Annotated in this window: 22 protein-coding genes and 4 pseudogenes; 17 read left to right on the top strand and 9 right to left on the bottom strand. The window is 68.1% G+C overall.

Annotated features, from left to right (window positions below):
* The first annotated feature begins 277 nt into the window (after positions 1–277).
* The 5 genes from CD790_RS36405 (at position 278) to CD790_RS31115 (ending at position 6,498) form a co-directional block, all read left to right on the top strand.
* Positions 278–700, top strand: a complete 423-nt coding sequence (locus CD790_RS36405) for a hypothetical protein (protein WP_260868030.1) — start codon at positions 278–280, stop codon at positions 698–700.
* Positions 697–4,173, top strand: coding sequence for a WD40 repeat domain-containing protein (locus CD790_RS31130; RefSeq protein WP_144386728.1), 3,477 nt, complete (start codon positions 697–699; stop codon positions 4,171–4,173). Before CD790_RS36405 ends, CD790_RS31130 begins: the two co-directional genes overlap by 4 nt.
* 121 nt (positions 4,174–4,294) lie before the next feature.
* Positions 4,295–5,215, top strand: coding sequence for a hydrolase (locus CD790_RS31125; RefSeq protein WP_144386727.1), 921 nt, complete (start codon positions 4,295–4,297; stop codon positions 5,213–5,215).
* Between the two features lie 293 nt (positions 5,216–5,508).
* Positions 5,509–5,955 (top strand): hypothetical protein, encoded by a 447-nt coding sequence (locus tag CD790_RS31120; protein ID WP_313956557.1) that lies wholly within the window; start codon positions 5,509–5,511, stop codon positions 5,953–5,955.
* Positions 5,956–6,264: 309 nt separating this feature from the next.
* The gene (locus CD790_RS31115; RefSeq protein WP_144386726.1) at positions 6,265–6,498 is read left to right on the top strand and encodes a hypothetical protein; all 234 of its coding nucleotides are present in this window, start codon (positions 6,265–6,267) and stop codon (positions 6,496–6,498) included.
* 18 nt (positions 6,499–6,516) lie between these two features.
* On the opposite strand, the pseudogene CD790_RS31110 reads toward CD790_RS31115, so the two are convergent.
* Positions 6,517–6,890, bottom strand: a pseudogene (locus tag CD790_RS31110) (transposase); the annotation flags it as partial.
* A 592-nt stretch (positions 6,891–7,482) separates the two neighbouring features.
* The gene (locus CD790_RS31100; protein ID WP_144386725.1) at positions 7,483–8,352 is read right to left on the bottom strand and encodes a zeta toxin family protein; all 870 of its coding nucleotides are present in this window, start codon (positions 8,350–8,352) and stop codon (positions 7,483–7,485) included.
* A gap of 329 nt (positions 8,353–8,681) precedes the next feature.
* Here CD790_RS31100 and CD790_RS31095 point away from each other — a divergent pair, with 329 nt between their 5' ends.
* From CD790_RS31095 to CD790_RS35000, 3 genes are all read left to right on the top strand, one after another.
* On the top strand, positions 8,682–9,848 hold the full coding sequence (locus tag CD790_RS31095) for a pentapeptide repeat-containing protein (protein WP_144386724.1): 1,167 nt from the start codon (positions 8,682–8,684) through the stop codon (positions 9,846–9,848).
* Positions 9,849–10,341: 493 nt separating this feature from the next.
* On the top strand, positions 10,342–10,479 hold the full coding sequence (locus CD790_RS35005) for a hypothetical protein (RefSeq protein WP_186319325.1): 138 nt from the start codon (positions 10,342–10,344) through the stop codon (positions 10,477–10,479).
* A gap of 37 nt (positions 10,480–10,516) precedes the next feature.
* Positions 10,517–10,684 (top strand): hypothetical protein, encoded by a 168-nt coding sequence (locus CD790_RS35000; protein ID WP_186319324.1) that lies wholly within the window; start codon positions 10,517–10,519, stop codon positions 10,682–10,684.
* A 301-nt stretch (positions 10,685–10,985) separates the two neighbouring features.
* On the opposite strand, the gene CD790_RS31090 is transcribed toward CD790_RS35000, so the two are convergent.
* From CD790_RS31090 to CD790_RS31080, 3 genes are all read right to left on the bottom strand, one after another.
* Positions 10,986–11,162, bottom strand: a complete 177-nt coding sequence (locus CD790_RS31090) for a DUF4177 domain-containing protein (RefSeq protein ID WP_144386783.1) — start codon at positions 11,160–11,162, stop codon at positions 10,986–10,988.
* A 569-nt stretch (positions 11,163–11,731) separates the two neighbouring features.
* Complete coding sequence (locus CD790_RS31085; protein ID WP_144386723.1) at positions 11,732–12,118, bottom strand: hypothetical protein; 387 nt, start codon at positions 12,116–12,118, stop codon at positions 11,732–11,734.
* A 541-nt stretch (positions 12,119–12,659) separates the two neighbouring features.
* On the bottom strand, positions 12,660–13,511 hold the full coding sequence (locus CD790_RS31080; protein WP_144386722.1) for a LysR family transcriptional regulator: 852 nt from the start codon (positions 13,509–13,511) through the stop codon (positions 12,660–12,662).
* Between the two features lie 91 nt (positions 13,512–13,602).
* Between CD790_RS31080 and CD790_RS31075 the strand changes: the two genes are divergently transcribed.
* Positions 13,603–14,340, top strand: coding sequence for an SDR family oxidoreductase (locus CD790_RS31075; RefSeq protein WP_144386721.1), 738 nt, complete (start codon positions 13,603–13,605; stop codon positions 14,338–14,340).
* A gap of 754 nt (positions 14,341–15,094) precedes the next feature.
* Here CD790_RS31075 and CD790_RS31065 read toward each other — a convergent pair.
* Together CD790_RS31065 and CD790_RS31060 are read right to left on the bottom strand one after the other, a co-directional pair.
* Entirely contained in the window at positions 15,095–15,439 is a 345-nt protein-coding gene (locus tag CD790_RS31065; protein WP_144386720.1) for a hypothetical protein, read from the bottom strand.
* A 43-nt stretch (positions 15,440–15,482) separates the two neighbouring features.
* A complete protein-coding gene (locus CD790_RS31060; protein ID WP_144386719.1) occupies positions 15,483–15,704 on the bottom strand; it encodes a hypothetical protein in 222 nt (73 codons plus the stop codon).
* A 1,394-nt stretch (positions 15,705–17,098) separates the two neighbouring features.
* Between CD790_RS31060 and CD790_RS37040 the strand changes: the two genes are divergently transcribed.
* The 4 genes from CD790_RS37040 to CD790_RS31030 all read left to right on the top strand — a co-directional run bounded on the left by CD790_RS37040 (position 17,099) and on the right by CD790_RS31030 (position 20,560).
* Entirely contained in the window at positions 17,099–17,509 is a 411-nt protein-coding gene (locus CD790_RS37040; protein ID WP_399218535.1) for a hypothetical protein, read from the top strand.
* Positions 17,510–17,742: 233 nt separating this feature from the next.
* Positions 17,743–19,002, top strand: coding sequence for a ParA family protein (locus CD790_RS31040; protein WP_144386718.1), 1,260 nt, complete (start codon positions 17,743–17,745; stop codon positions 19,000–19,002).
* Complete coding sequence (locus CD790_RS31035; protein ID WP_144386717.1) at positions 18,999–20,078, top strand: ParB/RepB/Spo0J family partition protein; 1,080 nt, start codon at positions 18,999–19,001, stop codon at positions 20,076–20,078. The genes CD790_RS31040 and CD790_RS31035 overlap by 4 nt, the downstream gene beginning before the upstream one ends.
* A 206-nt stretch (positions 20,079–20,284) precedes the next feature.
* Positions 20,285–20,560 carry a hypothetical protein gene (locus CD790_RS31030; protein ID WP_144386716.1) on the top strand — a complete coding sequence of 92 codons (276 nt, stop codon included), beginning with the start codon at positions 20,285–20,287 and terminating at the stop codon, positions 20,558–20,560.
* Between the two features lie 771 nt (positions 20,561–21,331).
* Here CD790_RS31030 and CD790_RS31025 read toward each other — a convergent pair.
* A complete protein-coding gene (locus CD790_RS31025; RefSeq protein ID WP_186319323.1) occupies positions 21,332–21,784 on the bottom strand; it encodes a lamin tail domain-containing protein in 453 nt (150 codons plus the stop codon).
* 642 nt (positions 21,785–22,426) lie between these two features.
* Here CD790_RS31025 and CD790_RS31020 point away from each other — a divergent pair.
* On the top strand, positions 22,427–22,600 hold the full coding sequence (locus CD790_RS31020; RefSeq protein WP_260868029.1) for a hypothetical protein: 174 nt from the start codon (positions 22,427–22,429) through the stop codon (positions 22,598–22,600).
* 14 nt (positions 22,601–22,614) lie between these two features.
* Here the strand turns inward: CD790_RS31020 and CD790_RS31015 are convergent.
* A pseudogene (locus CD790_RS31015) lies at positions 22,615–23,286 on the bottom strand (IS5 family transposase).
* Positions 23,287–23,325: 39 nt separating this feature from the next.
* On the opposite strand from CD790_RS31015, the pseudogene CD790_RS31010 reads away from it, so the two are divergent.
* From CD790_RS31010 to CD790_RS34995, 3 genes and pseudogenes are all read left to right on the top strand, one after another.
* Positions 23,326–23,814: pseudogene (locus CD790_RS31010) on the top strand (DUF6228 family protein).
* Positions 23,815–24,405: 591 nt separating this feature from the next.
* Positions 24,406–24,718 (top strand): annotated as a pseudogene (locus CD790_RS36385) (hypothetical protein); the annotation flags it as partial.
* 539 nt (positions 24,719–25,257) lie between these two features.
* Positions 25,258–25,602, top strand: a complete 345-nt coding sequence (locus CD790_RS34995) for a hypothetical protein (protein ID WP_186319322.1) — start codon at positions 25,258–25,260, stop codon at positions 25,600–25,602.
* Positions 25,603–25,958: the final 356 nt, after the last annotated feature.

Genomic DNA, 25,958 nt, shown 5'->3' with positions numbered 1-25,958 from the left:
ATCGATCGCCCGGCGCTCCTGGGCGTCATTCACCGGCGGACGTCGCACCAGCCCCCCGCGGGCAGCGGAACGCGGACGCGCCGGATACGCTCTGTGGCAGCGCGCCTGGGCATCGTTCACCGGCGTCATCCTCCCCCCGCGTCCCGTCCACGTTCCCGCCTCCGCCCCCCAACAGGCGCCCGCGCACCGACTGCAGGCCCGCCCCGTCGCGCCGGGCTGGTTCCCGCTGCCGCCGCTTCCCACAGCCGGCGCGCTGACCGCCTCCGGGAGCGACACGGTGGTCCTGGAAGCCGCCTCCCCCGACGGTCGGGCGGCTTTCCTGCTGCGCCACCCCGCGGGTAACGCGTCCGAGTACAGCCTTGAGCTGATGATGCGCGGTGCCTACGACGAGGACCGGCCGCTGCTGGCCACGGTCACCTATGCGCGGCCCGACGGGCACAAGCGCGTTCTCCTCGTGCCCGTGGTGTCTGGCCGGTTCGGGCCTGCGGCCTCGTACGTCCGCCTCCGCGGCTTCGGACCGGGTGCGACGTGGGCCGCCACCGGCCCGTCACCTGTGCCTGCGGACGCCGACTGGGCCCCGGCCACCGTGGTGGACTCCGTCGGCGCGGCGCTTAACGAGACGACCCGAGACGCCTGGCGCCGCGTAAGGGAATTCGTCAGTGACGGGGTACGCGACGTCATCGACGGTGCGCTGCGATGACGCCCAAGGAGGCGGCGTCCGGTCCCGCCGGGCGCCAGCGTGCCGCGCTCGACGCCGTCCTCCGGGACACAAGCCCTCAGGGCGCGGTGCACGAGCTGCTCGGCGAGCGGCAGTTGTGGTGGAAGTGCTGCAGCGAGGCTGTGCGCGCGGACCCCTCCTGGCTGCGCTCCGGACGTGCCGGGGAGCTGGCCGCCTGGATAGACGAGACAGCCCCGGACCGCCCGTCCGACATGATGCCGCCTGCCCTCCACGCCTACCTGCTGGCCCGCGCCCTGAGCGCACCGGCGGGCCGGGCAGCGGAGCACGACGAAGCGCTGGCACGCGTACGGAGCACGTGGGCGGGCAGCGGTCTGCTGTCCGTTAACGCTGCGCCCGGTCCCGCGCAGCCGTCCGGCCGGGGCCTCGACGGCCTCCCGGCAGACGCCGCCGCGCGGCTGAATGCCGTCCTGGAGCGCATCCCGCACCTGCCCGGCGACGAGGTTGAGCGGTCTCCCGCACCGAACGGTACTCTGATAGCCGCTGCGCTGCTGATGGCAGGCTGCGAGCCGCGCAGACGGCCGCTGGTACAGGTGCCGGTGGTGTTCGGAGAGACGGACCACCACGACGACGAGGAACCCGGCGCCACCGGCGTTTTGGAGCTCCGCGAGTTCCCCGCAGGGCCCCCGGGCCTGTACCCCGATCCCCGCACCATGACCGGCCTGCGCAGCTCCGACGGCCAGTTCGCCACCGCCCTCGGCCGGGCGTGGGCCGTGGCCGGGCCCGGCCGAGGCTCGCGCTGTGTGCTGTGGCGTCTCATCTTCACGGATCGCCCGGCCCCTCCTGCGCGGATCGAGGGCCCCTCCCTCGGCGCCGCCTTCGCCCTGGGCCTGCGGGAACTTGTGAGGCATCCTCGTACACGACGTCCCAGCGTGGCCTGGCTGCGCGGTGTCTTCTACGGCCTGCGCCCGCGCACCGCGGTGACAGGGGCGCTGGGCAACGGTGAGCGGCTCACCGGCGTCAGCGGCATGGAGAGCAAGCTCCTGGCTGCACGCCGCAAAGGGCTGCGCCTGGTCGCCCCCGCCGCGAACCGGCCCGGCGCCGCCCACGCGCCCGAGCCCGCGGACGTGAAGTTCGCCGAGACGCTCCGGCAGGCCGACCGCTACGCCCGACGCTTCCGCACCGCGCGCCTGCTCACCGCGCTGGCGCTGGTCGCTGCGGCAGTGACGTCCGGGGTGGTGGTGGAGCACCGGGAGTCTGCGGCCAAGGCCCAGTTGGCCAACGCTCACCGGCTGGCCGTTGTGTCGGAGGACCTGCTGCAGAGCGACGTCGGGCTTGCCGGGCTGTTCGCGGAGCGCGCGTACCGGCAGCACGCCGATCCGCTGACCCGCCGGGCCCTGTTCCGAGCGGTCACCGCGAGTCCTCACCTGGCCGGAAGTGTGCGGGCCACCGGGACGGTCTCCGCGGTGGCGGCCTCGGGGGACGGGAAGCGCGCCTTCGCCGGGACCCGGGGCGGCGACGTGGAGCTGTGGGCGCTCGCCGGTGGGCGGTTTGCCGGCCACCACGAGCGACTGGGCCGCCTCACCGGCCCGGTGGAGACGGTCGCGTCTAATGCTGGCGGTGGAATCGTCGCGGCGACCGACGGCCGCACGGTCAAGGTGTGGGCGTACGGGGAGATCTCCACCGCGCCCCGACTGCCGAGCGGGCAGCGGCCCACGGCGCTCGCGGTTTCTCCGTCGGGACGCTTTGTCGTGGTCACCACGACGACCTCGGAGTACGACGTCCCGAGCACGCTCTCGGTGCTTGACCGGGACTCGGGGCGGACGAGTCGCCTGGAGCTCGACGACATGACGTCGGACCCGTCCGCCCTCGCCTTCGACGGGGATACGGAGCTGGTGGCCATCGAGTACGCCTACGGCACATGGAACCGGATCTCCATGAAGCGGCTCACCCGCACCGCCGGCAGCACGGTCGGGTTCGGCGTTCACAACTCGGCAGCCGCGCTCGCCCCGGACGGCAGCCACTTCACCTACAGCAACAAAGGCTCCCCGCTGCCGGTGTGGCCGTCCGAGGGAGAGCCTGAATTCGACAAGCCGGGGTTGGAAGCGACGACCGAACCGGGCGTTCCGGCGGCCCTGGCCGTCAGCCGCGGCGGTACCCACGTGGCCACAGCGATCGGCTCCACCCTCCGCGTGAGCCGGACGCACGCGCCGCGCGGGAAGGCGTCCGGGCCACTTGTCCTCCCCGGTGCAGGGCCGGTCGCCCGGGACGCCCTCGCCTTCGTCGGCTCCGGCGGCAGCCGGCTCGTCTCGGCGTCCCTCGACATCCTCAGCCTGTGGGACCTGGAGCAGCGCTCCCGTATCGCCCGAGCCTCCGAAGTCGCGATCCCGGGCTCCTGCCTGGGCTGTGAGGCGCCGCGCGTGTCCGTGTCGCCGGACGGGCGCGACGTGGCGGTCCTTGATAGTGAAGGAACCCGGCTGTCCACCCTGAGACTCGGCGTTCCCGCCACGGAACAGCGGCAGCTTCCCCGCGTGGTGAAGCTCCCCGGATTCGCGGAGCTGCTGTGGCGGCCCGACAGCGACCGTCTGATCGTGGTGGCGCCGGACGGCAGCGCGCAGATCCTCGCCCGGGGACGGGTGTGGCGACCCGTCGGCTCCTGGCCCGCCGTACCGAACCCGCTCCGGCTCTCCGACCCGCCCACTCTGCTGCGTTTCTTGCCCGGCGGCCGGAAGGTGGCCGAGGTGCACGCCTCCGGCACGGTCCGCTTCAGAGACGCAGAGTCCGGCAAGGTGCTGCGCGAGTTGCCGGGCCCGAGATCCATGGCACCGACGGCCGCCCCCGGCGCCGTCCTGAGCAGAAGCTACGTGGCGCTGGACGCGCGGGCCGCGCACGCCGCGGTGCTAGACGAGCAGGCGCTCGGCGAGAGCGGCAGCGCCCGAATCCATGTCATCAGCACCGAGTCCGGCCGTAGCCGCACGATCCGCGCGGCCGACGTCCGGGGCCTTACCTATGCCGGCGACCGCCTGCTCATCCAACGCACCAGCGGCGCCCTGGAGCTGTGGTCCGCGTCCGGCAGCCGACGCCTCGGCAGCGTCGAGGGTGTGGATGACCCCGCGGTCGGCCCGGTCACCGGCGGTGGCCTCGCCGCTGGGACGACGTCCGAGGATCACACCGTCCGCCTCCTCGACCTGGACTCGGAGAGCACCCTCGGGACGCTCCTGCTGCCCGAGGGCAACAAGGCGGAGTCGACAGGCCTTGCCCTCACGGCGGACGGCACAAAGCTCGTCACCGCGACAGAGGCCGACTACTCGGAGACCGATGACCCCGAACCCGACGGCCCTGCCACGGACGACATGGGGCAACTCATCGAATGGAGGATTGATCCGCGTGTCTGGATCCGCACCGTCTGCTCGTCGGTCGGCAGGGAACTCCGGCCGGACGACTGGGAGCAGCACATGGGCACGGAGGTGCCGCTGTCGCTGCGCTGCGGGGAGTGAGGCGCGGGGGATCGCGGCGGCGCTCGCGCTGGCGGTGGCGCTCACGGCAGCCGGCTGCGGGCGGGATTCCGGCGGCCACACGGACGCCGGCGGCCCCACTCCCTCCCCCTCTGTCCCTATCGTGATCCGCCTGCCGAGCCACGCCTCCCCCGGCGACATGATCCTGACCGACGACGGGACGCTGTGGGTCGCCGAGTCGGAGCTCGCCGCGATCGCGGAGATCGCCCCGTCGGGAAAAGTCACCCAGCACCCCCTGCCCCGCGGCGCCGGCTACCCGCCCTACCCGGCCGACCTCCAAGTGTCCCCAGACGGCGGGATCTGGTACACCGCCGGTGACCAGATCGGACGCCTCGACCCGTCCGGCAAGTACACCTGGTGGAGCGACAGTGGCGACGCCCCCGGCAATGGCCCCGGTGCCGACGACAACGGTCCCGGCTTCCCCGACGCCCTGACCCTCGGCCCCGACGACACCATCTGGTTCGAGCACTCCGAGCGCGGCTCGAAGGTCTTCAGCCGCGCCGACACGAAGCGGGGGCTGGTCCGCATCACGCGGCTGAAGAGCCAGTTCGACGTCGGGGCGGGTGGTATGACCCTGGGGCCGGACGGTGCGGTGTGGTTCTCCCAGCAGCTCGAGTTCGACGCGGAGCAGCGCGAGGGCATCGGACGGCTCACCGCCGATGGGGACTACAAGAAGTGGCCGCTGCCCAAGGGCTCGGCCCCGAACAACATCGTCGCCGGGCCCGACGAGTCGCTGTGGTTCACCGATCGGCGCAGCATCGGACGCATCGACACCGACGGCGACCTCTCCCACTTCCCGGTACGCGCCTCCAAGTACCCGAACGACATCATCCTCGGGCCCGACAAGGCCCTTTGGTTCACGACGGACCGCCGCGTCGGGCGCATCACCACGAAGGGCGGGATCACCCTCTGGCCCGTGCGGGGCGCGAAGGAACTGACCGGCATCGTGCCCGCCCCGGACGGCAGCTTCTGGCTGGCGGACCGCGAAACCAACACGGTCCGCCGCTTCACACCGCCCCGCTGAACCGCCCCTCTGCGGCGGGGTTCCTGTCCGGACCGGCATGGACCGCCAAGATCAAAGACTGGGACCTCGCACGGCAAGACCTACATGCAGTGGTGCAGGCCGACGCTGGAGCTATCACGGCGTGATTATTCGCTGGCGGATCGTGACGGCGATCTGCCGGCTGGCAATGCGTGCCCTGTCTGATCGGACTTTGACCGGTCTCACCGAACGTCGACGACCGCTGTGTTCGTCTCCTCAACGTTTGATCAGCGCTGGCGGGTGTCTTGTGGATCAGGCCGCGTACCCTCGGCTGCGTGCCCCGCCATCCGAAGAAGCCCCGCCGCCTGGTCGCCGCCGGGCGCGCGTACCTGTGGACGCTCCATCACAGCCACCGAATGCAGGACAGCGCCCGGGCGGCGGACTGCCGCGAGACCCTCACGCTGTACCCGCAGCCGGCCGGGACCAGCGGCCCGCTGCGCATCGTCTTCGTCGAGGGCCCGGGCCGTTATGTCCCAGGCGGGTTCCCCCTGGGCTCCGGGGACGTGGGGTTCGTCCGGGGCGGCTCCCTGAACTTGCATGAGCCGGGCGCCGTCCGGGCCCTGCTCGATGCGGCGTCGGCCCGCGGGTGGCAGCCAGGGGTGCGGCGGGCGGTGGAGGTCGACGGCTGGCCCCTGCTGGAGGCGGTGGCTGCCGCACGAGCCGGAGACGCCAACCTCCCGGACCTTCGCTTGACGTCGTCCTGCAACGTAGACGTGCCGTAGGGCCTCAACACCTCACGCCTCTGGCACGGATGCTCGTTCCCTAGCGACACCCGGAATGAACCCGGCTTCGAGGCCGGTTGCTCCTGCGGCCTTGTCTCGATTGATGTTGCCGATGGTGGGGGAGGTCGACTTGACCGCACATCCACCCCGTCGATTGCCATGCATCATGGTGAACCGCACCTCGCCCCGGCCGGACGGGCGCTGGTATCAGCGGAGTTCGTGTGCTCGGGGGGTGCCTCTATGTGTTTGGTCAAGGTCCAAGGTCAGTAAGTTCGTGCGGTCAAGGCGGGCCGAGCCGTGGAGGTGTGCATGAGTGATAGCCAGGTCACGATCAAGCTCACGAGTGACGAGGCTCTGGTGCTGTCGCACTGGCTGGAGAAGCTCCAGATGACAGACCTCAGCCGCGTTGTGGACGACCCGGCGGTCTGGGCGCCGATCCATCGGATCGCCGGAACGCTGGACAAGGCTCTTCCTGAGCCGTTCGCGCCTGACTATGACCAGCGGCTTGAGGCCGCTCGTCAGCGGCTTCGGCCGGAGGACTGATCGAGCGGTCTGGACTTCTCACCTGGTCGCAGCCGGATGGGGTTCGTAGAAGGTTCCGTCGCGGAGCATCGCGTAGAGGACGTCTGCCCGGCGTCTGGCTAGGCAGAGCAGGGCCCGGGTGTGGTGCTTGCCCTGGGCGATCTTCTTGTCGTAGTAGGCCCGCGATGCCGGGTCGCCCAGAGCGGCGAACGCGGAGAGGAAGAAGGCCCGTTTGAGCTGCTTGTTTCCTCTCCGGGACGTTTGTTCGCCGCGAACCGAGGAGCCCGAGCTCCGGGTCGCCGGGGCGAGCCCCGCGTATGCGGCAAGGTGGCCGGCGGTCGGAAAGGTGCTGCCGTCACCGACCTCGATCAGGCGCCGGTCCTGACGCCGACCCCCGGCATCGGCGTCAGGACTTTTCCCGGCACGCACTTCCTGGGGTACGTCAAGTACTACCCGGACACCCGCGGCGACCGGGCGCTGTTCGGCCGGACGTACCGGCAGAACAGCGTCGTGTCCAAAGCGTTCGGGCTCCTCGCCGACCGGCCCGAGTGCTACATCTACTCCCCCGCCGTGGGGTGCGTCATCACCGGCGCTCCCCGCGAGGACATCGTCACCCATTACTCCTGCCGCCAGACCCTCGCCGCACTGCACCAAACCCCCGGCCTCCTGGACACAACGGCGGTCGGCGAAGAACCACGGCTCGGACAGCGCCGGGTCCTGTGCGCGACTCGTGGGCTACGTCCTCGCGGTGTGCTCGGGCCTCGCACCGTTGGTGGGGAGTGGCCAAGACACGGGACGGGCTGGGTTACAAGGCCAGCTGGTTAGACCGCCGGCTGCTGGGTAGACGGCTACTCCCCCGCTGTGAAGGGATCCTCGTGCAGCGGCGTCACGTGCGGACGCAAGATCAAACTGGACTGTCGCGACGTGATAGTCGGCCCCAGCCTTGCATTGGCGGTGTGGAAGGGGCGAGCACGGGCATCCCTGGTGTCTGCCAAGCCACTTCGGTCAGACAGGCGGCAGCAGTGGCTGAGCCCAGGCCCAGACGTCGTCGAACCAGGTCTGCCAGCTGTTGTCTTTCTCCATCATCTGGCCCCGCACACGGTGATACGACTGTAGGAATCGCACGGATTCATCGGGTGACCAGACCCGCTCCCGCTCGGCGATGATCTGGCTTGCCAAAGCCGAAGGGTATCGCCAGCTTCCCAGGATCGTGCAGCTGTTTGAGCTTAGGACCCTGCCATCGCGCCGGACGACCCGGACCCCCGAGCATCCCTTCGGCTCTTCCTCGATCGCTTTGGCAGTGTCAAGGAGTCCTTGGTAACTCGCCGCGTGTGTTTCGCGTCGGCAGATGCGCGCGCTTCCGGTGTCCAGCTCGCAAAGCACGTGGTACCGCTCGAGGTTGCCGAGCATGCTTGTGCAGTAGGGAACCGCGAGGAGCACAATGTCGACCATGTACCCGGCCGCAGCGAACTGCTCAATCCGGTTCATGGATTCAGTGGTGCGAGAGAGGGTGCCATCAACGATGACGTGGTACTGGTTCGTGATGCAGTGCTCCACCGCTCGGTGGACCCAACGGCGCGCATCGACACCGGTATAGAAGCTTGCGGTCTGGTCGTCGTCGCGGAGCAGGTCGTAGTAGCGCGGATGCTTCACTCGCAGCGCGTCGGAGCCGAGCACTACGGCCCTCGCCGGATCAAACTCATGCTCTAGCGCTCTACGCATGCTGCTCTTCCCGGCGCCGCACTGACCACCCAGCATCACAGCACGCGGGGGACTGCCCGAGTCTCCATGGAGCTTCGGGGCGATCTCTTCCTCGAATACTCGTCGGTTCTCTTCCTCGGTCAGTGCATAGCGCTGCCGGGATGGATCGGTCATGGCTGGTCGTTGGGGAGTTCTCTGAGAGCTTTTGAATACCGGCGCACCGCAGCTGACAGTTCCTCTGAACTGAGGGTTCGTAGCTGGGGAGCCTCGCTCGCATAGCGGTCTTGCGTCCGACGCAGGAAGGCAAGGCGATCGTGGGCAGGGCCACTGTCAGCGCTTGCATCGTGCACCTGCTCGTGGATCCGCGCCGTGCACCAGGCGTCCAGTAGATCCAGCAATTCGAAGGCCAGTGCGTACTGGGAGTCGGGCACCAAGCCGTCAGCAGTGGACGTAGCGAGTCCACTGCTTGCCTGCTTCGGGTACTCCGGAGCGTGAGGTGGCATTTGTTCATCTCCTACGGTTTCCGTACGTCCGGTTCCCGTAATCGCAATTCCAACGTTACGCCCCCTGGAGAACACCTGCTGACCGCGCTGCTGCCCAGAGGGTGGCAGGCTGGAGGTATGTCCGCGGGTGACCGACATCGGGGACTGACCGCGTCCCAGTGGTGGCTGGTGGTAGGAGCACTGCTGGCCTTGGGGGCCGTCGGTGTAGCCGCGCTCTGGTGGCTGCCTGCGCTGCTGACGCGTGCACCGCACATTGCTGATCCGGCCGCGCGAGCCAAAGCCATCTCCGATGCCCGCACCGGAGTGGTCGCATTCCTCGCCTTTGTCGGCGCTGCAGGGGCAGGCGGGCTGTACTTCACCAGCCGGACCTTTCAGCTGACACGGACCACCCAAATCACCGAGCGGTACAGCAAGGCAGTGGACCAGCTGGGGGACCCCAGCCCGGAGGTCTGTATCGGCGGGATATACGCCCTGCAGCGGATCATGAAGGACAGCCGCGAGGACGAGCAGGCGATCGTGGAAGTGTTGTGTGCCTTCGTCCGGAGTCACGGGAAGCTCACCCCCACTGGCCAGGTGCCCTGGCCAGCTGCAGAGTCGGACCGAGACGAGTTCAAACCGTCGTTCCGGCTGCAAGCGGCGCTGAAAGTCCTGGCCCGGCCAAGCGGACGACCATCGCCGACGATCGTTCCGAATCTTCGTGACAGTGATCTGAGGGGGGCGCGGTTCAAGCATGCGCACCTAGAGAACGCGGTCTTCCGCCGTGCTTTCCTGGCACACGCACACTTCACTGGCGCTCATCTGGACGGTGCGCAGCTCATCGACGCTGACCTGACCAGAGCTCGATTCGACGGAGCAAGCCTCACCGGCGCGGATCTGGCTGGTGCCTGGGTCAGTGCTGGCGCGCTAACCGATAGCCAGCTGGAGGGGGTGGTCAGGAGGGATGAAATCCGCTGGGTCGACCCGTTGGCTGGTACTTCCAGCCGTGGCTATCGGCGAGCTGTGGTCGCTTTGTATGACGGGTTGCCGACTGTGCGTAGTCGGAATGACTTCCTGGACCGGGAAGGGATAGCAGTCGGTCAGCTAGAAGCATGGCGAGCGGCGGAGACTAGTGGGACATCCCGCAGGGTGGGAAGGTGGCGCTGGCCCCGTAGGCGCGCAGCTCTGTGACTATCACGCCGTGATAGTCACAGGCTGACTGCGCATACTCACTCGCCCCTCGACAAGCGTGGGGTCTTCACCGTTTGGCAATCGCACCGGCTACACGATGCTCCGTCTCGGTCCGTAAACCCAGACCTGGCTCGCCTCCCGCGCCGCCGACTGTCTCAACGTCGAGCTGGAGGGCGGGACAGTCACTGTCGTCTCCAGGTTCGCGGTCACGGCGAAGGGCGCGCCGTTCAACTGCAGCGACCATGAGAGCTACATCGACCCGTGCGAGGCCGACCTCGCCGCGCTCTTGACCGCCGCCGTCGTGGGGGTGAGCGCGTCATCGCCACGGCCCTGACGGGCTGGCTGGAGCGGGAAGGAGTTTCCTCCGTTAGAGGCGGCGGCAGAGCTCTATCGGGAGCGTCGGAGCCTGTCGCCTCCTCGGACCGCGCACGAGCGTCCTGGCCATCGCCCGGTCAGGGGCGGCACGATCCTCGACCGCTTCGGCTCCTACCTCGTGGTCTTCGATTCCGATATCGAGACGGTTCCGGTCTTCACCGAGGACGGCACCTGGGTCGGCGAGGCCGATGATCCCGACCAGATCAGCAACCTGATCGATGCCTTCGAGCGCGACACGCCCGCCGGCGACACCTGAGGGCCTTGCCAGGCGCAGCCCGGGCTGCCATCCCTCCGTGTCCGCTCCGGGAAACTGTGAACGCGCCGCGCCCAGCCCCGCCTTTCCGGCCGGGTGCGTGCTCCCGGCCGCTGCTCCGAGCGCGGCGACCTCCTCGGTCAAGGTCCTCGCCGAGCCTGCGGTCGTCGCGCACTGCCAAGAGCACGCCACCCAGGCCGCCCGCTGAGCCGCTCCGAATCAAGGAGAGGCGAACCCAACTTGTCGCGCCCGCTCTGGGCCGCCCGTCCGAATTTCACCGCTGAGGCAGCCGGTGGAGGCGTCGCGGTGGCCAAAGCGATCCCTGTTGCCGGTTGCTCTGCAAGGCATGGTGGCCCCTGCGGATCCGACAGCGGCCCGGGCGCGAACGCGGTCGCCGCCGCGCCGACATCAACGGCGGCACATGCGCACACCGCGAGCCAACCAGGCCTCACGAGGTCGGCGATGCTGGTTTGGTTACATGTGCTGACGCCCGGAATGCCGCCCGCCCTTCACGCCGGCAGTGCTCGCTTGAAATATGCCACGAGCTGATCCGGGTTGGTCGGGTTTGGGACCACCTGGATGAGCTCCCAGCCATCCGCGCCCCAGAGGTCCAGAATCTGCTTGGCCGCCCCCTCGATGAGCGGCACGGTCGCGTACTCCCACGCGACCTGTTGTACAGCCGTCACCGTGTCGCGCGAGGGTACGGCCACAGCCTGCGGTGTCAGAACTGGCGAGAACGCCAAGGCTGCGGCTGCAGCGATGGGGCTTGCCAGCAGTGCGAGGGTTCGAATAGAGCGCATCGTTCTCCCCTTCCAGAGGCAGCAGGGGGCGTTCGACTGATCGAGCGGCATCTGTTCGACGGCGCTGGAGAATCGGGGCATGAATGCTGAAGCACACCGCGGCGGGATCGTCATCGCCTGACGCATCTGGGTCGACGATATCGCCCAAAACACCCAATCGACGGTACCCAGCCATGGGTAAAGAGTCCACTCGAGGCCATCAGGACATCGATCCCCCAAGTGCCAGTCGGCGATAGCGGAGCATCCTGCGGAAATGGTGGAGGCATGGGGAGGGGGCTGGGTGCTATCAGTGTCGTGGTCGGCTGCTCCGGCTGTCGGCAGCCGGTGTTACGGGCCACCTCCTTGCCCGGCATCTCCGCCGCCGCGGTCACCGAGTCACCCTCCGGCACCGCGACCTACGCCGCCCGGTAGTGAATCGCCGGCCCGCTACCCCTCCACCGTCAAACGCCCCATCCTTACCGCACGACGTGTATCTCAGGCATCGGCCCCTGCCAGTCGACTTGCAGAGCAGCCAGCACGCTGCGGGCAAGCTCCTTCACCTCACCCCACGTGGCTTCAGCAGCCAGTGCCTCCGGGGACCACCGATCAGCGCAGTCTGGACCGCTCATCGCCTCGAAGATCGTGTCGATGAGCCGCAGCCTGTCCATGGTCTTCTCGTCAAGAAGGCCGTCGGCCTGCATGCTGTCGGCCATGCGGAATGCGTGATCGAAGTCCAAAGCGAGCTCGTCGGCCTCGACCTGGTACTTGTCGAGCCAGGCGAGCTGAGTATCGGCATCCGCAGCAAGGGCAACGAGCGCATTGAGCAGGAGCCGCCAGCGGAAGGACGCATCACGTGTACTCACGGAAGGATCCTGGCACGGCCAATCCGTATGTGGAGGGCGATGCCGGCGACGGAATTGTCACGGCGTGACAGTTCGCCGGCGGATCGCGGTGGCGGATCGCTGGGCGAGGCGATGCTGCTGGCCTGTTCTCTGGAGGTATGGGCAGTTGGCTGTCGCGACGTCGGGGTATCGCGGCGTGATGGCTGGCAGGTCGGCAGCGTGTCGAGGCGTGCCTGTTGCAGGGGGCCGGGGTGAACTATCACGGCGTGAGCCGCCGCTGCCCTGTCTCAACGAAGTTAGTCGTCACATGTCGCTGACCTGCGTGGACTGGATTGAGTGAGAGGCGTGGACTTACTTCGTTGAGACAGATTGCAGGTTTCGTGCCTGCAGCATCGCCTTGGAGGTGTCCCGTCTCAGGTGGTTCGGTCCCTGTCTCATGTGATCTGGTCCGATTCGCTCGCTGTCCCGGATGATCCGGTCCCGCGGGTCTGCTTTTCCGGTCCCGCAGACCCCGGTGGTGTCTGAGCTGTCCCGGGTGCTGACCGATAGGGGCAGGAGCAGGTCATAGCCGTGCGGCCGTGCGGACCAGGCCGGCCAGGGTGAGGGAGCGGCTGTGCGCAGGCCAGGCGATGTGGGTCACGACGGAAGGTGCGTCGGTCAAGGGGACGGCTGTGTGCTCGGCCCACAGCCAGGAGCGGGCGGAGTCGGGGACGACCGCCACGGTGCGTCCGAGGGCGATCAGCTGGGCCAGTTGCGTCTGGTTGTGTATCTCGGGGCCAGGGCCGGGCGCGTAGGCGCCGCGGGCGAGCGGCAGATCGGGGACATCCCTGACATCGGCCAGCGTCAAGGTCTCGCGGGCGGCGAGGGGGTGCCCGGCCGGCAGAACGGCGACCTGCCCCTCGGTCGCCAGTGCCTCGCTGTCGAACCCGGCCAGGGAGTTCCACGGCGTGTGCATGAGCGCGACATCGGCGCGTCCGTCGCGCAGCAGTTCTTCCTGCTCGCAGATGCCACACGGCAGCACCTCGATCTCGGCACTGTCGGGCTCGGCCGCGTAGGCGTCGAGAAGCTTCCGTAGCAGTTCGTGGGACGCGGCGGCCTTCACCGCGAGGACCAGCCGATTGCGGGGGCCGCCGGGGCTGTCGGCACCGCCGGCGCGCCGGGTTCGGCGAGCGGCGGCGGCGGTCGCGTCGAGGGCCGCCCGGCCCTCGTGCAGCAGCACCTCTCCGGCACCGGTCAGGCGGACACCACGGCGGTTGCGCTGCAGCAGGCAGACCCCGAGGCGCCGTTCGAGCTGCTGGATCGCCCGCGACAGCGGCGGCTGGGCCATGCCGAGGCGCTCGGCGGCGCGCCCGAAGTGCAGTTCCTCGGCGACTGCCACGAAGTACCTCAACTCGCGGGTTTCCAGGGTGTCCACGGCCGCAGCATACGTGGTGATACCTGGCGGGTATGACAGGGCACCGTATCGGTGTTGGCCGCGCCACTTGTCGAGGGCCACCATCATCAGCATGAGCGAAACGATGATCGCGCTGGTGACCGGCGCGAACAAGGGCATCGGGTACGAGATCGCGGCCGGGCTGGGCAGTCTCGGGTACCGCGTGGGTGTGGGGGCCCGCGACGAGACCCGACGCGAAACCGCCGTCGGAAAACTGCGCGCCCTCGGCGTGGACGCGTTCGGGGTACCGCTGGACGTGACCGACGACCGGAGCGTCACCGATGCTGCGGAACTGGTCGAACGGCTGGCCGGGCGCCTGGACGCCCTGGTCAACAACGCGGGCATCTCGGGCGAGATGGGCCCGGGGTGGGAGCAGGACCCGACCGCGCTCGACCTGGAGGTGCTCCGCACGGTCGTGGATACCAACGTCATGGGTGTCGTCCGGGTGACCAACGCGATGCTGCCGCTGCTGCGGCGCTCGGTCTCGCCGCGCATCGTCAACGTCTCAAGCAGCGTCGGCTCCCTGACCCGGCAGGCGGACCCCGACACCGAGATTGGCCCGATCATGGCGGTCTACGCGCCGTCGAAGTCGTTCCTCAACGCCCTCACCGTCCAGTACGCCCGGCAGTTCACCGGTACGAACATCCTGATCAATGCCGCCTGCCCGGGCCTGGTCGCCACCGACTTCACAGGCTTCCACGGATCCCGCACCCCCGAACAGGGCGCGGCCACAGCGATCCGGCTCGCCACACTGCCCGACGGCGGCCCGAGCGGTTCGTTCTTCGAGGACGACGGCGTCGTCCCCTGGTGACGGCGAACTGCCCTGAGCCGACGAAGCCCCGGCGGGCCCACGAAACGGTGCGGACGGACCGGATCGAGATCCTCGAACCGGCTCGTCGCACAGTCCCGCAACGGACGCCGATGACGCCCATGCGCCACATCCATGTACGACAACTCGACGCACGGCCCCGCCTGATCCACCCAGCCGGTACAGCTGTCCCGTCTCATTAGATCTTGCAGGGGCGAAGCCGTTGACCTGCGGGGTGACAGGTTCAACCGCGACTTACTGGGGGCAGCGACGAGCTGTCGTGAAGACGCGTGGGCGGTGCGGTTGGCGCGTCTCATTGATCATGGCGAGGGTGATGCCGCCTGAGCAGGACCTTGTCAGGTTGGCGAGACGCTTGACGGCCGGTTTCGCGTTGAAGATGGCAGCTTCCTGGTCGGAATCCGCAGTAATGGACGTGCTCAGGAAGAGGGACGCCGCTAACGATCCTGAAGTTCACCGCAGGCGGTCGACCAAACGATCTTGAACTCATCGGCCTACAACGACTGCGGGTCGTGCCCTTCCCACTCGGAGATGGCCAGTCCGCGGTCAGACGTAGACGCTCTTATTCAGCGGACCGACCGTCTCTTTGAGCTTCTTGCCACTCGGCCAGCGAGGCAGCGGTCAGAGCCTTGTTTCCAGGCTCCTGCAACTCGACTTGCAGGATCACATAGCCATCGGCGTCCAGTTTCGAAGTAGAACCGCACCTCTTCCTCGTCCCAGAAGCAGCGAACCCAGGTCGTCACGGGCTCACCGCGTCGAAGGGCTCGTCGTGCCAGCGCCAGCCGGCGGTGCCGTCGTCGTGGATGTGCAGCATGAACTCGGCGACCGGGCCGCCGCCGGGAAACGTCAGGGTGAGCGCACTGCGGATCTGGGTGTAGCAGGCATCGGCCCGGTCCCAGTCCTCCTCGTCGACAGCCCGCTCTTGCTCACTGAAGAGGGGACGGAACTCTTCAAAACCAGGAAGTGTCTCGACTTCTGCGTGCGTCCAGGGCATATCGGCGCCGGTCACGGTCAGCCGGGCAATCTCCTGGTCGCCGTGGTGGAGCCGCCAGATACTGCCGGTGATGAGGTTCGGGTTGGACATGTCTCCCATGATGACGATCGGCACTGACAGTCGGCGAGTGAGATCACGGCCCCTTCTCGGTCACGGGGGCGACTATCTCATGCAGCTGAAGCTGATGGGGTGCGATGTTGAGTCGCTGTGCCGCTTCGGTCGGCACCTGGGGATGGTTTTGCCAGTAACGCGAGGCGAACAGGCTGGTGAGAACGATGGCCTCGGGGTAGGTGGCCAGTTCGATCCGGGCGTCGGAGGGACGGTGGGGATCACCGAACGGGTCCTCGCCCAGCACGTGGAGGCGGCGGTTCCATCTCTGTTGAAGCGGCTCACCGCTGCTCTCGCTGGTGAACCACCTGTTCAGGCGGCCGCGGGCGTCGATGTAGGCCAGTGCGGTGGAGGGCTGTGCGCCTCGGCGGACGATCCGGTGATGGCGGAGACCATGGCTGACCCGTCGGCCCGACGGGCGAAGTAGTCCGGCGCGTGGGACAGCCGTGTCCCCTCCGGCGACGTCCAGAACAGCCAGAACGGCTGCGACGCGAACCACGAGATTCGGGGGTCGAATCCATCGCGATCGCGTGATCACGCTCCAGCCAGGACTCGAACCCCACATGCCGCAGCATCGTGGCCGCCCAGTACAACCCCGGAAAGTTCCTCTGCCCCCGGTACGACGGGAACTCCCGTACCGGAGCGGCCTCCTCAAAAGGCCACCCCGCACGCGTCCTTAAGCGGCCTGCGTACCTCGACACCATGCCGGACCCAGGCCACCTCGAAACCGGCCGCGCTGCCCCTACCGCTCAGCGGCTCCCCCTGAACATCCACACCAGGACGATGTCCACTGGGTTGAGACAATTCACCTGAACCGAGACAAGAGCCACCCCAAAGCGGGACACCATCTCACTCAAACCTGTCCCGTCCCTCGTACTGCAGGCTCAACGCACAGATCAGTGCGACAAGCCGCGGTTCGATGCGACGGGACAAGCGCCCTCGGTCGGGCGACTAGGTTCGCTGAGACAGAAGCCCGAACGACTCGGTTCGTTGAGAAGACGACTCGATTGAGTGAGACAGGACAGTCTGCAGGAACGTGACGGAGACCTGGCCGTTCAGGGGCCCGGTGGTTATCACGCCGTGATAACCACCGGAGCCAGGCCGAGGCGACACCTCCCCGTCCCCAGAATCCCAAAGCTCAGACGTCGGACCGTGGCGTTGGCGCCGCGCGGCACCATGTGGTTTCGCGCGCGGCCGCCCGCTCCGGCTGGAATCACGGCTCCGACGCCCTCGACTCGAACACGCGGCAGGTGTGCCGGCTCTCTAGGTAATGGGGCAGGCGCGCTGGGCTGTTCGCTGCTGGCGGGTTTTGCCCCGCGTGGGTGAGCGCCGATCATGAGATCAGTCCTTGGGGGACGTGGACGTGTCGTAGGGCCTCAACCCCTCACGCCTGTGGCATGGATGCTCATTCCCTCGCGACACCCGGAATGAAGCCAGCTTCGAGGCAGGTTGCCTCCGCGGCCTTGCCTCGATTGATGTTGCCTGTGGCTGGGGGAGGTCGACTTGACCGCACATCCACCCCGTCGATTGCCATGCATCCTGGTGAACCGCACCTCGCCCCGGCCGGACCGGCGGGTGCGCTTTTCCTGGCGTCAGTGGAGTTCGTGTGCTCGGGGGCACGCCCACGATGGCAGCCATGGCTTGGCGCAGTTCGGCCAGTGCGACGACTTCGACGTCGATGCCGAGCCGCATCAGCTCGCCGCAGGCGTGCTCGGTGTTCTCGGCCAGGATCAGGGCCTCGACCCACCCGTCGTCGCCGACGGCGGTCGCGATGGAGTCCACTGCCCGCACCGTCTCCTCGTTCAGGACGACCTCCCTCCCGTGCTCCGCAAGACGGGAGTCGCACCACTCGCCGTCCTGGTCACGGAGACGGCGCACAACACATTTGCCAGGCTGCCAGTCTGCACTGGAGAGAGCGTCGCTGTGTCTATACGTCCTGCCTCGACGAGGGTGTATATCGCCTGCACCTTGCCGAGGTGCAGGCTCATTCCCCTCACTCGGGAGATACTGTCGGGTATAGGGAGAGAAAGGGCAGAAGCCCCCGAAGGCTGAGGCTGGCACCCACAGGCCGCTCGCTTATCTCCTGACTTCTTGGCTGATGTCTCAGGAGGCTGGCGGTACCAACTATCACGGCGTGATAGTTGGCGGGCCGGGAATGTCTTGAAGGGCCCCTGCTCTAGGCGGCGGGGTGAACTATCACGCCGTGATAGGGAGGTGGGGCAGATTCTTACCTAGGTAACGTGTCGATGCTCGATTTCTGGCGGGGCGTTAGTAAGGTATCCCCTATGACTTCCCCCGCCTCCCCCGGTGACCGCGAGAAGGTCGTTTCCAAACTGCCCGGGTGGCTCCGCCAGGACCTCAAGATCCGCGCAGCCCAGCTCGGTATCGGCATCCAGGCCGCCGTCGAGCAGGGCATCGCCGGCTGGTGCAGCCTCGCCTCCTCCCCCGCCTCCATCGACACCTCGGGTGCCGAGTCCTTCTCCACCTGGCTCCCACCAGGGCAATGGCACACCTTCAAAGCTGCGGCCGGCGACCGCAAGGTCTCGATCACCCAAGCGCTCGCCCAGGCCATTCAGCTGTGGCTGCAGAAGAACCCCGCCCCCGCCGTGCGGCGCCCCGCCGTCCCCCGCCGCATCATCGTCTGCAACCAGAAGGGCGGGGTCGGCAAGACCGCCATCACCGCCGGCACCGGCGAGGCGATGGCCGAGGACGCGGACGACCTCTACCCCGTCCGCATCTCCAAGCACTTCGCCGCCCTGCTCAAAGAAAGAGACACCGAGGCCGACACCAGCGACAACGATCCGCTGGCCATCGAGGACCTGCCCGGCCTTGGGATGCGCGTGCTCCTGGTGGACTTCGACCCGCAGTGCCACCTCACCCAGCAACTCGGTCACGCTCCCCTGCCCATGGATGGCGACAGCCTGACCAAGCACATGGCAGGTGAGCCCGTCGGCAAGCTGCAGGATCTGATCGTCGCCGTCGACGATGACCGCTTCGGCGACCGGCTGCACCTGCTGCCCAGCTGTAACGACGCGTTCCTCCTGGATGTGAAGCTCGCCGGCGTTCGTGCCCGCGAGGCCGCCCTGGAGCGTGCCCTGGCACCGCTGGAATCCGCCTACGACGTCATCATTGTCGACTGCCCGCCCAGTCTGGGCTTGAGCATGGACGCCGCCGTTCACTACGGACGCCGCCGCCCCAATGAAGCCCCGGGCGATTCCGGAGCCCTGGTCGTCGTGCAGGCCGAGGACAGCTCCGCCGACGCCTACACCCTCCTGACCTCCCAGGTCGAAGACCTCCGCAACGACCTCGCCCTGGAAGTCGACTACCTGGGCATCGTGGTCAACCACTACGACGCCCGCCGCGGCTACATCGCCACCTCCTCGCTCCAAGCGTGGATGGACATAAAGGATCCCCGCGTCGTCGGTGTCATCGGCGACCTAAAGGAACAAAAGGAAGCCGTACGCGTCAAGCGCCCGCTCCTCGCCTACGCACCCAAGTCCGACCAGGCCGTCGCCATGCGTGCCTTGGCAAGGGAGATCTCATGAGCAAGGCCGATCGGCTTGGCGCCGGCGCGTCCTTCGGCCAGGCCCGCCCTGTCAGCGCCCGGCGCGCTGCGATCGGGGCCGCGACCGCGGCCCCCACTCTCGGCGTGCCTGATCCGACGGAGCTCTCCGTCGCACTCATCAGCCACAATCCCGATAACCCCCGCGACCATCTCCGCGATCTGGACGGGATGACTCAGAGCATCACGGAACTCGGGGTCATCAACGCCATCACCGTGGCCAGCGTCAGCGCCTACCTCCGTGAGCGCCCCGAACGCGCCGATGACCTGGACGAGGGCGCCAAGTACATCGTCGTCGACGGACACCGGCGACTCGAAGGCGCTCGCCGTGCAGGCCTGACCAGCATCAACGTGCACGTCGATGACGCCCGCGTCGCCACCGATGAGTCCCTCCTCGAGTCGGCCTTCGTCGCGAACGTCCACCGCGACAACATGACCGACCTCGAACAGGCACAGGCCCTCGAATCCCTGGTCAAGTTCTATGGCAGCCAGACCAAGGCGTCCCAACGCCTCGGGATCTCACAGGCGACCATCTCCTCCAAGCTGTCCCTGTTGAAGCTCTCCCCCGACCTGCAAGCCGAGCTGGCCAGCGGAGAGCGGAACGTCGAGCACGTCCGGAACCTCGGCAAGCTGTCACCGCAGGAGCAGCGGGAGGCCGCCGACGCGCGGGCCCACGCGGCCAGGCAGCGGGCAGAGCGCAAGCGCGCCGCGTCCACCCCGGCAACTGCCTCGTCACAGGAGGGGAGCGATTATCACGGCGTGATAGGAGACGGCGCGGCCTCTCCAACGGCTGCCCCTCCGACGTCGCCCAAGCCAGCCACCGCTTCCAAGCCGGTGCCCACAGCCGGATCGGTCCCAGTGCAGGCGGAAGAACGGCCCCTCCCGGCAGCAAAGCCCGGCAAGCCTGAAGCGGCCTCGGACACCGCGGATGTCGTTCCGTGGCACGACGTCCAAGCGGTCGCCCAGCTCATCCGCAGCCAGATGACATCAGCAGACCGCATCGAGCTGACGATACTGCTCCAAAAGCAGAATCTCACTGACCTGCACGTGCACGCCTAATGAACCCCGAGCGGCCCCATCCCCAGGTGAGAGAGGGGAGTGGGGCCGTCGGCGTGTTGCTCTCAAGCCCTCCCACAGCATCCCGCTTGCACTCGTCGCGGCCGGCATGGCCAGGGCCGGCCCTCGGCCCGGATTCAGGCCCTGCCGTTCCTCGCTTGCTGACCGGCCTCGAGCCGTGGAGCTAGCCCAGCCACCTACGATCCTTCATGCCCGGAGCGGTTTCGGTCACCTTCCTGCTCGACTCCGCACTCGGCGATGCACCTGCCGTAGTAGTGCCAAGTGGGCTCCTCCCGGTTCTCCGGACTGCGCCCTCCGAGGAGCCAGCCAACGAGGTCGAGCGCCTCCTGGGTGCTGTACCTGTCAGGGTCGGGCGATTGGAGATGACGGCGGAGGAGATCTGGGTCGAGTCCCTGCTCCTGGAGGTAAGCGGAGAGGGCTCCCACGAGAAGCGTGTTGTACGCGAGGAGTCGGTGAGGGAGTAGAGGAGCGGGCGGTGCCATTCGGCAGGCCGGCTGGCATTCCGGCATGCAACGCGGACAGCTTCGTCGAGGTTCTTTCGGCCCAACCGCGTCATAGTCTGAAAGAGGGCGATCAGCTCTCCGGGTACGACCTCCGGGGCTCTCTCACGCCTTGGCGCTGCCGGTGCGCTGAGCGCCCTTGGCGCCGGTGGCATGCTGTCGCGAATCGATTGGAGAGCGGCCCTGCGGGCGATGGTGACGAGCCGATGAACCGACAGGTGAAGGCTCAGGGCAGCCGTCAGGCTTTACCGCGGTAAAGCCGTGGTCCTCAGCACCCCAGAACATTGGGCCCGGAAGCCCACGAACGGATCCCGCTCACCCCGCCAGTGGATCGAGGCCGTCATCAACTCCTCCTCGCACTGGCCGCCGCCATCTGGCACAACTGGACCACCGGCGCCAAGATCAAACGCTCACCGATCGCCTACGACCACTAAAAGCATCGGACTCCCTCATCTAGGCCCTAGGTACACCCGAGCCAGCCGGCCGTGCCGGGCGGGTTCGTCCTTACGATCGGGCCGCTAGGTGGGAGCCGAGCTGTTCGGTGACGAACGCCTCGAACTCCCGCCTCGCGAAGCCCCTGTCGGCCAGATCACCTGCCCGCGCCGGATGAGGCTGTGATCGCGCTCCAGGAACGCGATCACCACCTCCCGCTCCCCGAGGCCGGGGCGGGTCAAGCGCCAGGTGATCTCTGCCGCCCTATTCCCTGGCCGATTTGGCGCGGTGTTATCTCGCGGTTCAGCAGGTCTTGTAGTCGTAGGTGGAGCTGTTGTAGGTACAGGAGTCCAGCCAGGTGCGGTTGCTGTTGTGGAGGGTGGCCTTGTCGCTGGTGTTGTTCCACACGTACCAGGAGCGGCCCCAGTGCAGGTGCCCGGCGCTGGTGGTGCCCTTCCCGGTGTGGACCTTCACCGTCTTGCCCGCGCCGATGCGGTAGGAGGGGAAGGTGTAGGTGTAGCCGGTGTTGTCGCGCAGGGTGTAGCCCTTGAGCTGGACCGCATAGCTCTTGCTGTTCTTGATCTGCACGTATTCGGCGTTCAGCGAGGTGTTGCTGCCGGTGTCGCTGCCGGGGCTGTCGTAGTAGATCTTGGAAAGGTGGATGGAGCCGGCGGCCTCGGCCTGCGAGGGCATGAGCACCAAGCCGGCGGCAGCAGCGACTGCGGCAGCGCAGGCGGTAGTACGGATACGAATCATCGATTTCCCTCAGCACGTGCCGGGTACCCCCCATGGCCCCGGCGCGCCGATCACCCTACGGAGCGAACCGCCCTCCGGGCCGGGCGTGTTATGGGTCTGGGACATTGAGTTCGAAAGCCCCGAACGAGGCGCCGGTGGGCGACACCAGGATTCGGCGGCAGCCGGCTATCCGGCGGTGCCCTGGGCTCGGTCGCGATGGGTCCGACAGGCGTCCAGTTCGAATGGTGGGTGCAGCCGGGGTCTCAAACGGCGCTGTTGAGCAGGCTGACGCCGGTTCCGGATGACGATCAAGGCAGCACTTGCGTAAGGCTTGTCCGGTGGGTGTGTGACCGCTCCGTTGGGCGGCGTCGGGTCGGCCCCCTTCCAGTCTTGGCTGGTGGCGATCTTCAACGCCCGCCGCTAGGCTTTGAGTTGCTCATTCGAGAGCCACAGAGCACTGGCGATGTGTCCGATGGGGGACAGCGCTCGAACCTCGATAAGCAATGAGCACGATGAGTCTCTAATCGTCGCAGAGCCTCAGCAGGCCATCGCAAGCGGTGGTCGAGCTGAGGCTGCCCGCCGACTGGTCGACCACCTTCGTGAAGGGATCGACTGGTGAGGCGGACTTTTCCCGTTCAGGTACTTCTCGCACTCTTGTCCTTCGTGTCGTCGCTGCTGGTAGCGATGGTGGCGGGGGTACTTTCGCATGTGGCCGGGGCGCCGGTAGCCGGTGCGGTGCTGTACGGCGGTGGCGCGTTCATCGGTTGGATGACGCTCTGTGTCACTGTGCTGACGGCGCTCGGCCTGCTCGGGCATCACAGCCATCCTGACGAGTGAGGATTACCCGGCGATCAGGAGCGCAGCCACAGTTCGGATCGCAGCGAAGGTGGCGGTGCCGTGGAAGACATACGCTCTCTTGTCGTACCTGGTCGCCACAGCCCGCGACGCCTTGAGGGCATTCACGGTCCGCTCGACTTCCTTCCTGCACTTGTATAGCGACTTGTTGAATCCGGTGGGTCGACCGCCGCGGCTACCGCGGTGCTGCGGTTGGCCCGCTGGTTCCTCGGTTCGGGGATGGTGTGCTTGATCTGGCGCCTGCGCAGGTAGTGGCGGTTGCGACAGGATGAGTACGCCTTGTCGCCGCTGACGTGATCAGGCCGGGTACGTTTCCTCGGAATCCGCGTGGACGCCTTCGAGTCCCGGCGGCATGCTGGTGGGCCCGGCAGGTCGTCGAGTCAATACCGACCATGCTCCAGTCGACACGGCCCTCCGCGTCTGCGTCGGCCTGCACGGCGCGCAGGACCTTCTTCCAGGTGCCGTCCGCCGACCAGCGTCGATGCCGGTCGTGACAGGTCTTCCACTTCCCGAAGCGCGTCGGCAGATCCTGCCAGGGGATGCCCGTGCGCTGACGGAAGAGATGCCGTTGATCACCTTGCGATGGCACTTCCATCGCCCGCCCCGTCCCACGTTCTTCGGAAGATGCGGCTCCAACCGGGCCCACTAACGTCAGAAAGATCACCCACCCCACACCAGCCGGAACGATCCGGCTGCTCGCCGGTCACATGACCCGCCGGACAGGCCCTAGCGTTCCGTGCATGACATCCCCAGACGGCCACCTCGACGACAAGCCCAGCATGACCATCCGGTGCCAAAACAAGTCCTCCGTGGGCGTGAGGTTCTGTGACCGGTTCAGCTTCGACGCGGACTGCGTGCACTATGCCGTCGAGCTACGGGCCCCGGGCTTGACCGCGCGTGTCAACGAGGTCGTTGCCTGGATCTAGGACAGCGATCTCACCACGTTCCTGGAAGAGCTCGCTGCCGACTACCGGGGATGGGACGGCCAACGGAGCTGGCAGACCAACGACCGAGACCTGACGGTGTCGGCCGTCTTCCGATCTGGCGGCTACGTCGAGCTGACCTGGGCCTTGCGGCCGTGGCCACAGGCCGCTGGCGGCTGGGGCGCCTCGGTGAACACGTGGCTGGAGGCCGGCGAGCAGATGACTTCCCTGGCGGCCGACGTCCGGGACTTCCTCACCGGGGAGCAGCCGTGACATCCGGCATGCGAGTCGACCCGCCGCCAGCAGATCGAGGACGCGCTGCCCGTCCTCACCGCCAGGTACGAAGAGCGGCAAGGGCACCCGCCGGGGGAGCGGGCCGCCTACGCGCTGATCTGCCAGGCTGCCGACCAAACGCGCCCGCCGAAGCGCAAGGCGCTGCTGTCACTGTATGAGCTGCGCGAGTGGTGGCGGGCCTCGGCGATCCGGGCGTTGGCACCTGCACCATCTACCGTCTCGCACAGCGTGCGCGGGCGGCGGCCGCGGCGGTGTGGGCCCGGGGCCGACCGGTGGTCGACATAGCGCTGGCGGCCGTCGACGTCGTTGCCGTGGTGTACGTGATGCGCGGCGCGTTCAAGCGCCACCACCTGCTCGCCGAAGCGGATACCTGTCCTACGTCCTGCACGGCCGGCCCCACCGGGCGGGCCTGGACGAACAGATCGTGCAGGTGGTCTTCGATGACTACACCCGCCCGGCCAGCCGACGGATGATGACTGCCGACCTGCGCGCCCTGTACCCGCGCGACACCGAGGACCAGGCCGTGCTGCGTCCCCTGACTCGCAACCGGTCGGCCTCTCAGTACGAGAACCCAGCTTTGAGGCCGCCCTCGCCCGCGCTCGCGCAGCCTCCAAGAAGATGGCTGCCGCCCTCGATGAGGGCCCGCCGCTCGATGAGCTCCTGGCGTGGGAGCCGATCTGGAAGCGGCCCCGGAAGCCGCAGTCGAAGACGAAGCAGAAGGAGGAGCTGCGCAAGCAGCGACGGCGGCTCCAGGACGCCGGACGCCGCCGCTTCGCCGCCGGGCAGTCGCGCCGGCCCCGGCAGAGCCGGATCGACAACGCGGCCGCGCCGCGATGCCCACGCCCTGTCCCGGGTGCGGCACTCCAACGCCTGGCTGTGGTGACGATGCCGGACACCGTCCACCGAGTGAAACCCACGATGTTCTGCATCCAGCGGCGATGCACGACATCGGGTGGAGCCAACCGAGTGGACTCCACCCCGGTGCGCACCACCCGTCGATGCCCGGCACTCGCGCGCGCACCCGGTGCGCCGCACCCGATGTCCCGCACCGCCCTGGTGCGCGCGCCGCCGACCGCCTCCTTGACTAGGTTCCGATGGGTGCGCGTCCTTCCTAGACCAGGTTCGCTACCCGGCACGTTTCCCCTTGTCAGCCCCGGCCCCGGCTGCCGAACAGGTCGCGGACAAGGGGGTGCGTGATATAGGAGCCCGGCCCGCCCGTCCGTGGCGCGCGCCCGACGCGGCGTGGCGGCGCCGGCGGCGCGCACCGCGGTGCGGTGCGGCGGTGCGCGCGGCGTGCTCCACCGTCCGGCGAGGTGCGCACCCGATGTGCACGGTGCGCACCGCCGACACCGACCGGGGCGCACTACACGGCGGTGAGGCGCACCGGGTGCACACCGGCCGGGGCGGGGTGCGCATCGAGGCATGGCCCACGCCGACGGCCTCCAGCTGGGGGAGGGCATCGGCGACGTCCTCGTGGTCCTCGGTGAGGAACTGCGCGGCGAAGTCGATGACCGCGCGAGCGATGCCCTTCGCCGCATCCGGCCCGGAATGGGCCCAGATCCGCAGCGTGGTCACGAAGACGCGTCCGAGGACCTTCAGGGCGAAGGTGTCCTCGAACGGCTCGCCCGCGTCCGGGCCGGGCAGTGCGGTGACCGGGACGACGATGCGCGTCGCGACGTCGACGAGCAGCTCGGGCATCCGTGGCTCGGCGCCAGCGAACTCGCGGGCGGCATCGACGTCGTCGGCTTGGACAGCCCGGGTAGTTGAAGGCGCTGATGGCCGCGTGGGGGCATCGGGGCGAGCGGCGTGATGTCGGGCATGTCGGCTCCTCACATACGGGCCGCCCCTCTGATCGCGGCGGCCTCTCGAGTGGTCCTCGGAGCGCGGCCCTGTGGACAGAATGCGCCGCCGGACGGGGGGATAGATCTCCTCCAACCCGGTTGATCACGATGTGGTCACGGCCCATGGGTTCTCCCGGATCGCTGTCACACGGGAGCTCCGAACCGCACCTGTAGCAGGTGAACGGCGGGATCGGCCCGCCCACCCTCTAGGAGCAACCTGTGGCGAGTACCGACGGCGAGCCCGAGCAGACCCCCGACCCCACCCCGAAGACCCCCTCCGTA

Source organism: Streptomyces sp. SAJ15 (assembly GCF_007595705.1).
GTDB lineage: Bacteria > Actinomycetota > Actinomycetes > Streptomycetales > Streptomycetaceae > Streptomyces.
The sequence above is the reverse complement of the archived record's forward strand: the minus strand, read 5'-3'. Positions and strand labels throughout refer to the sequence as shown.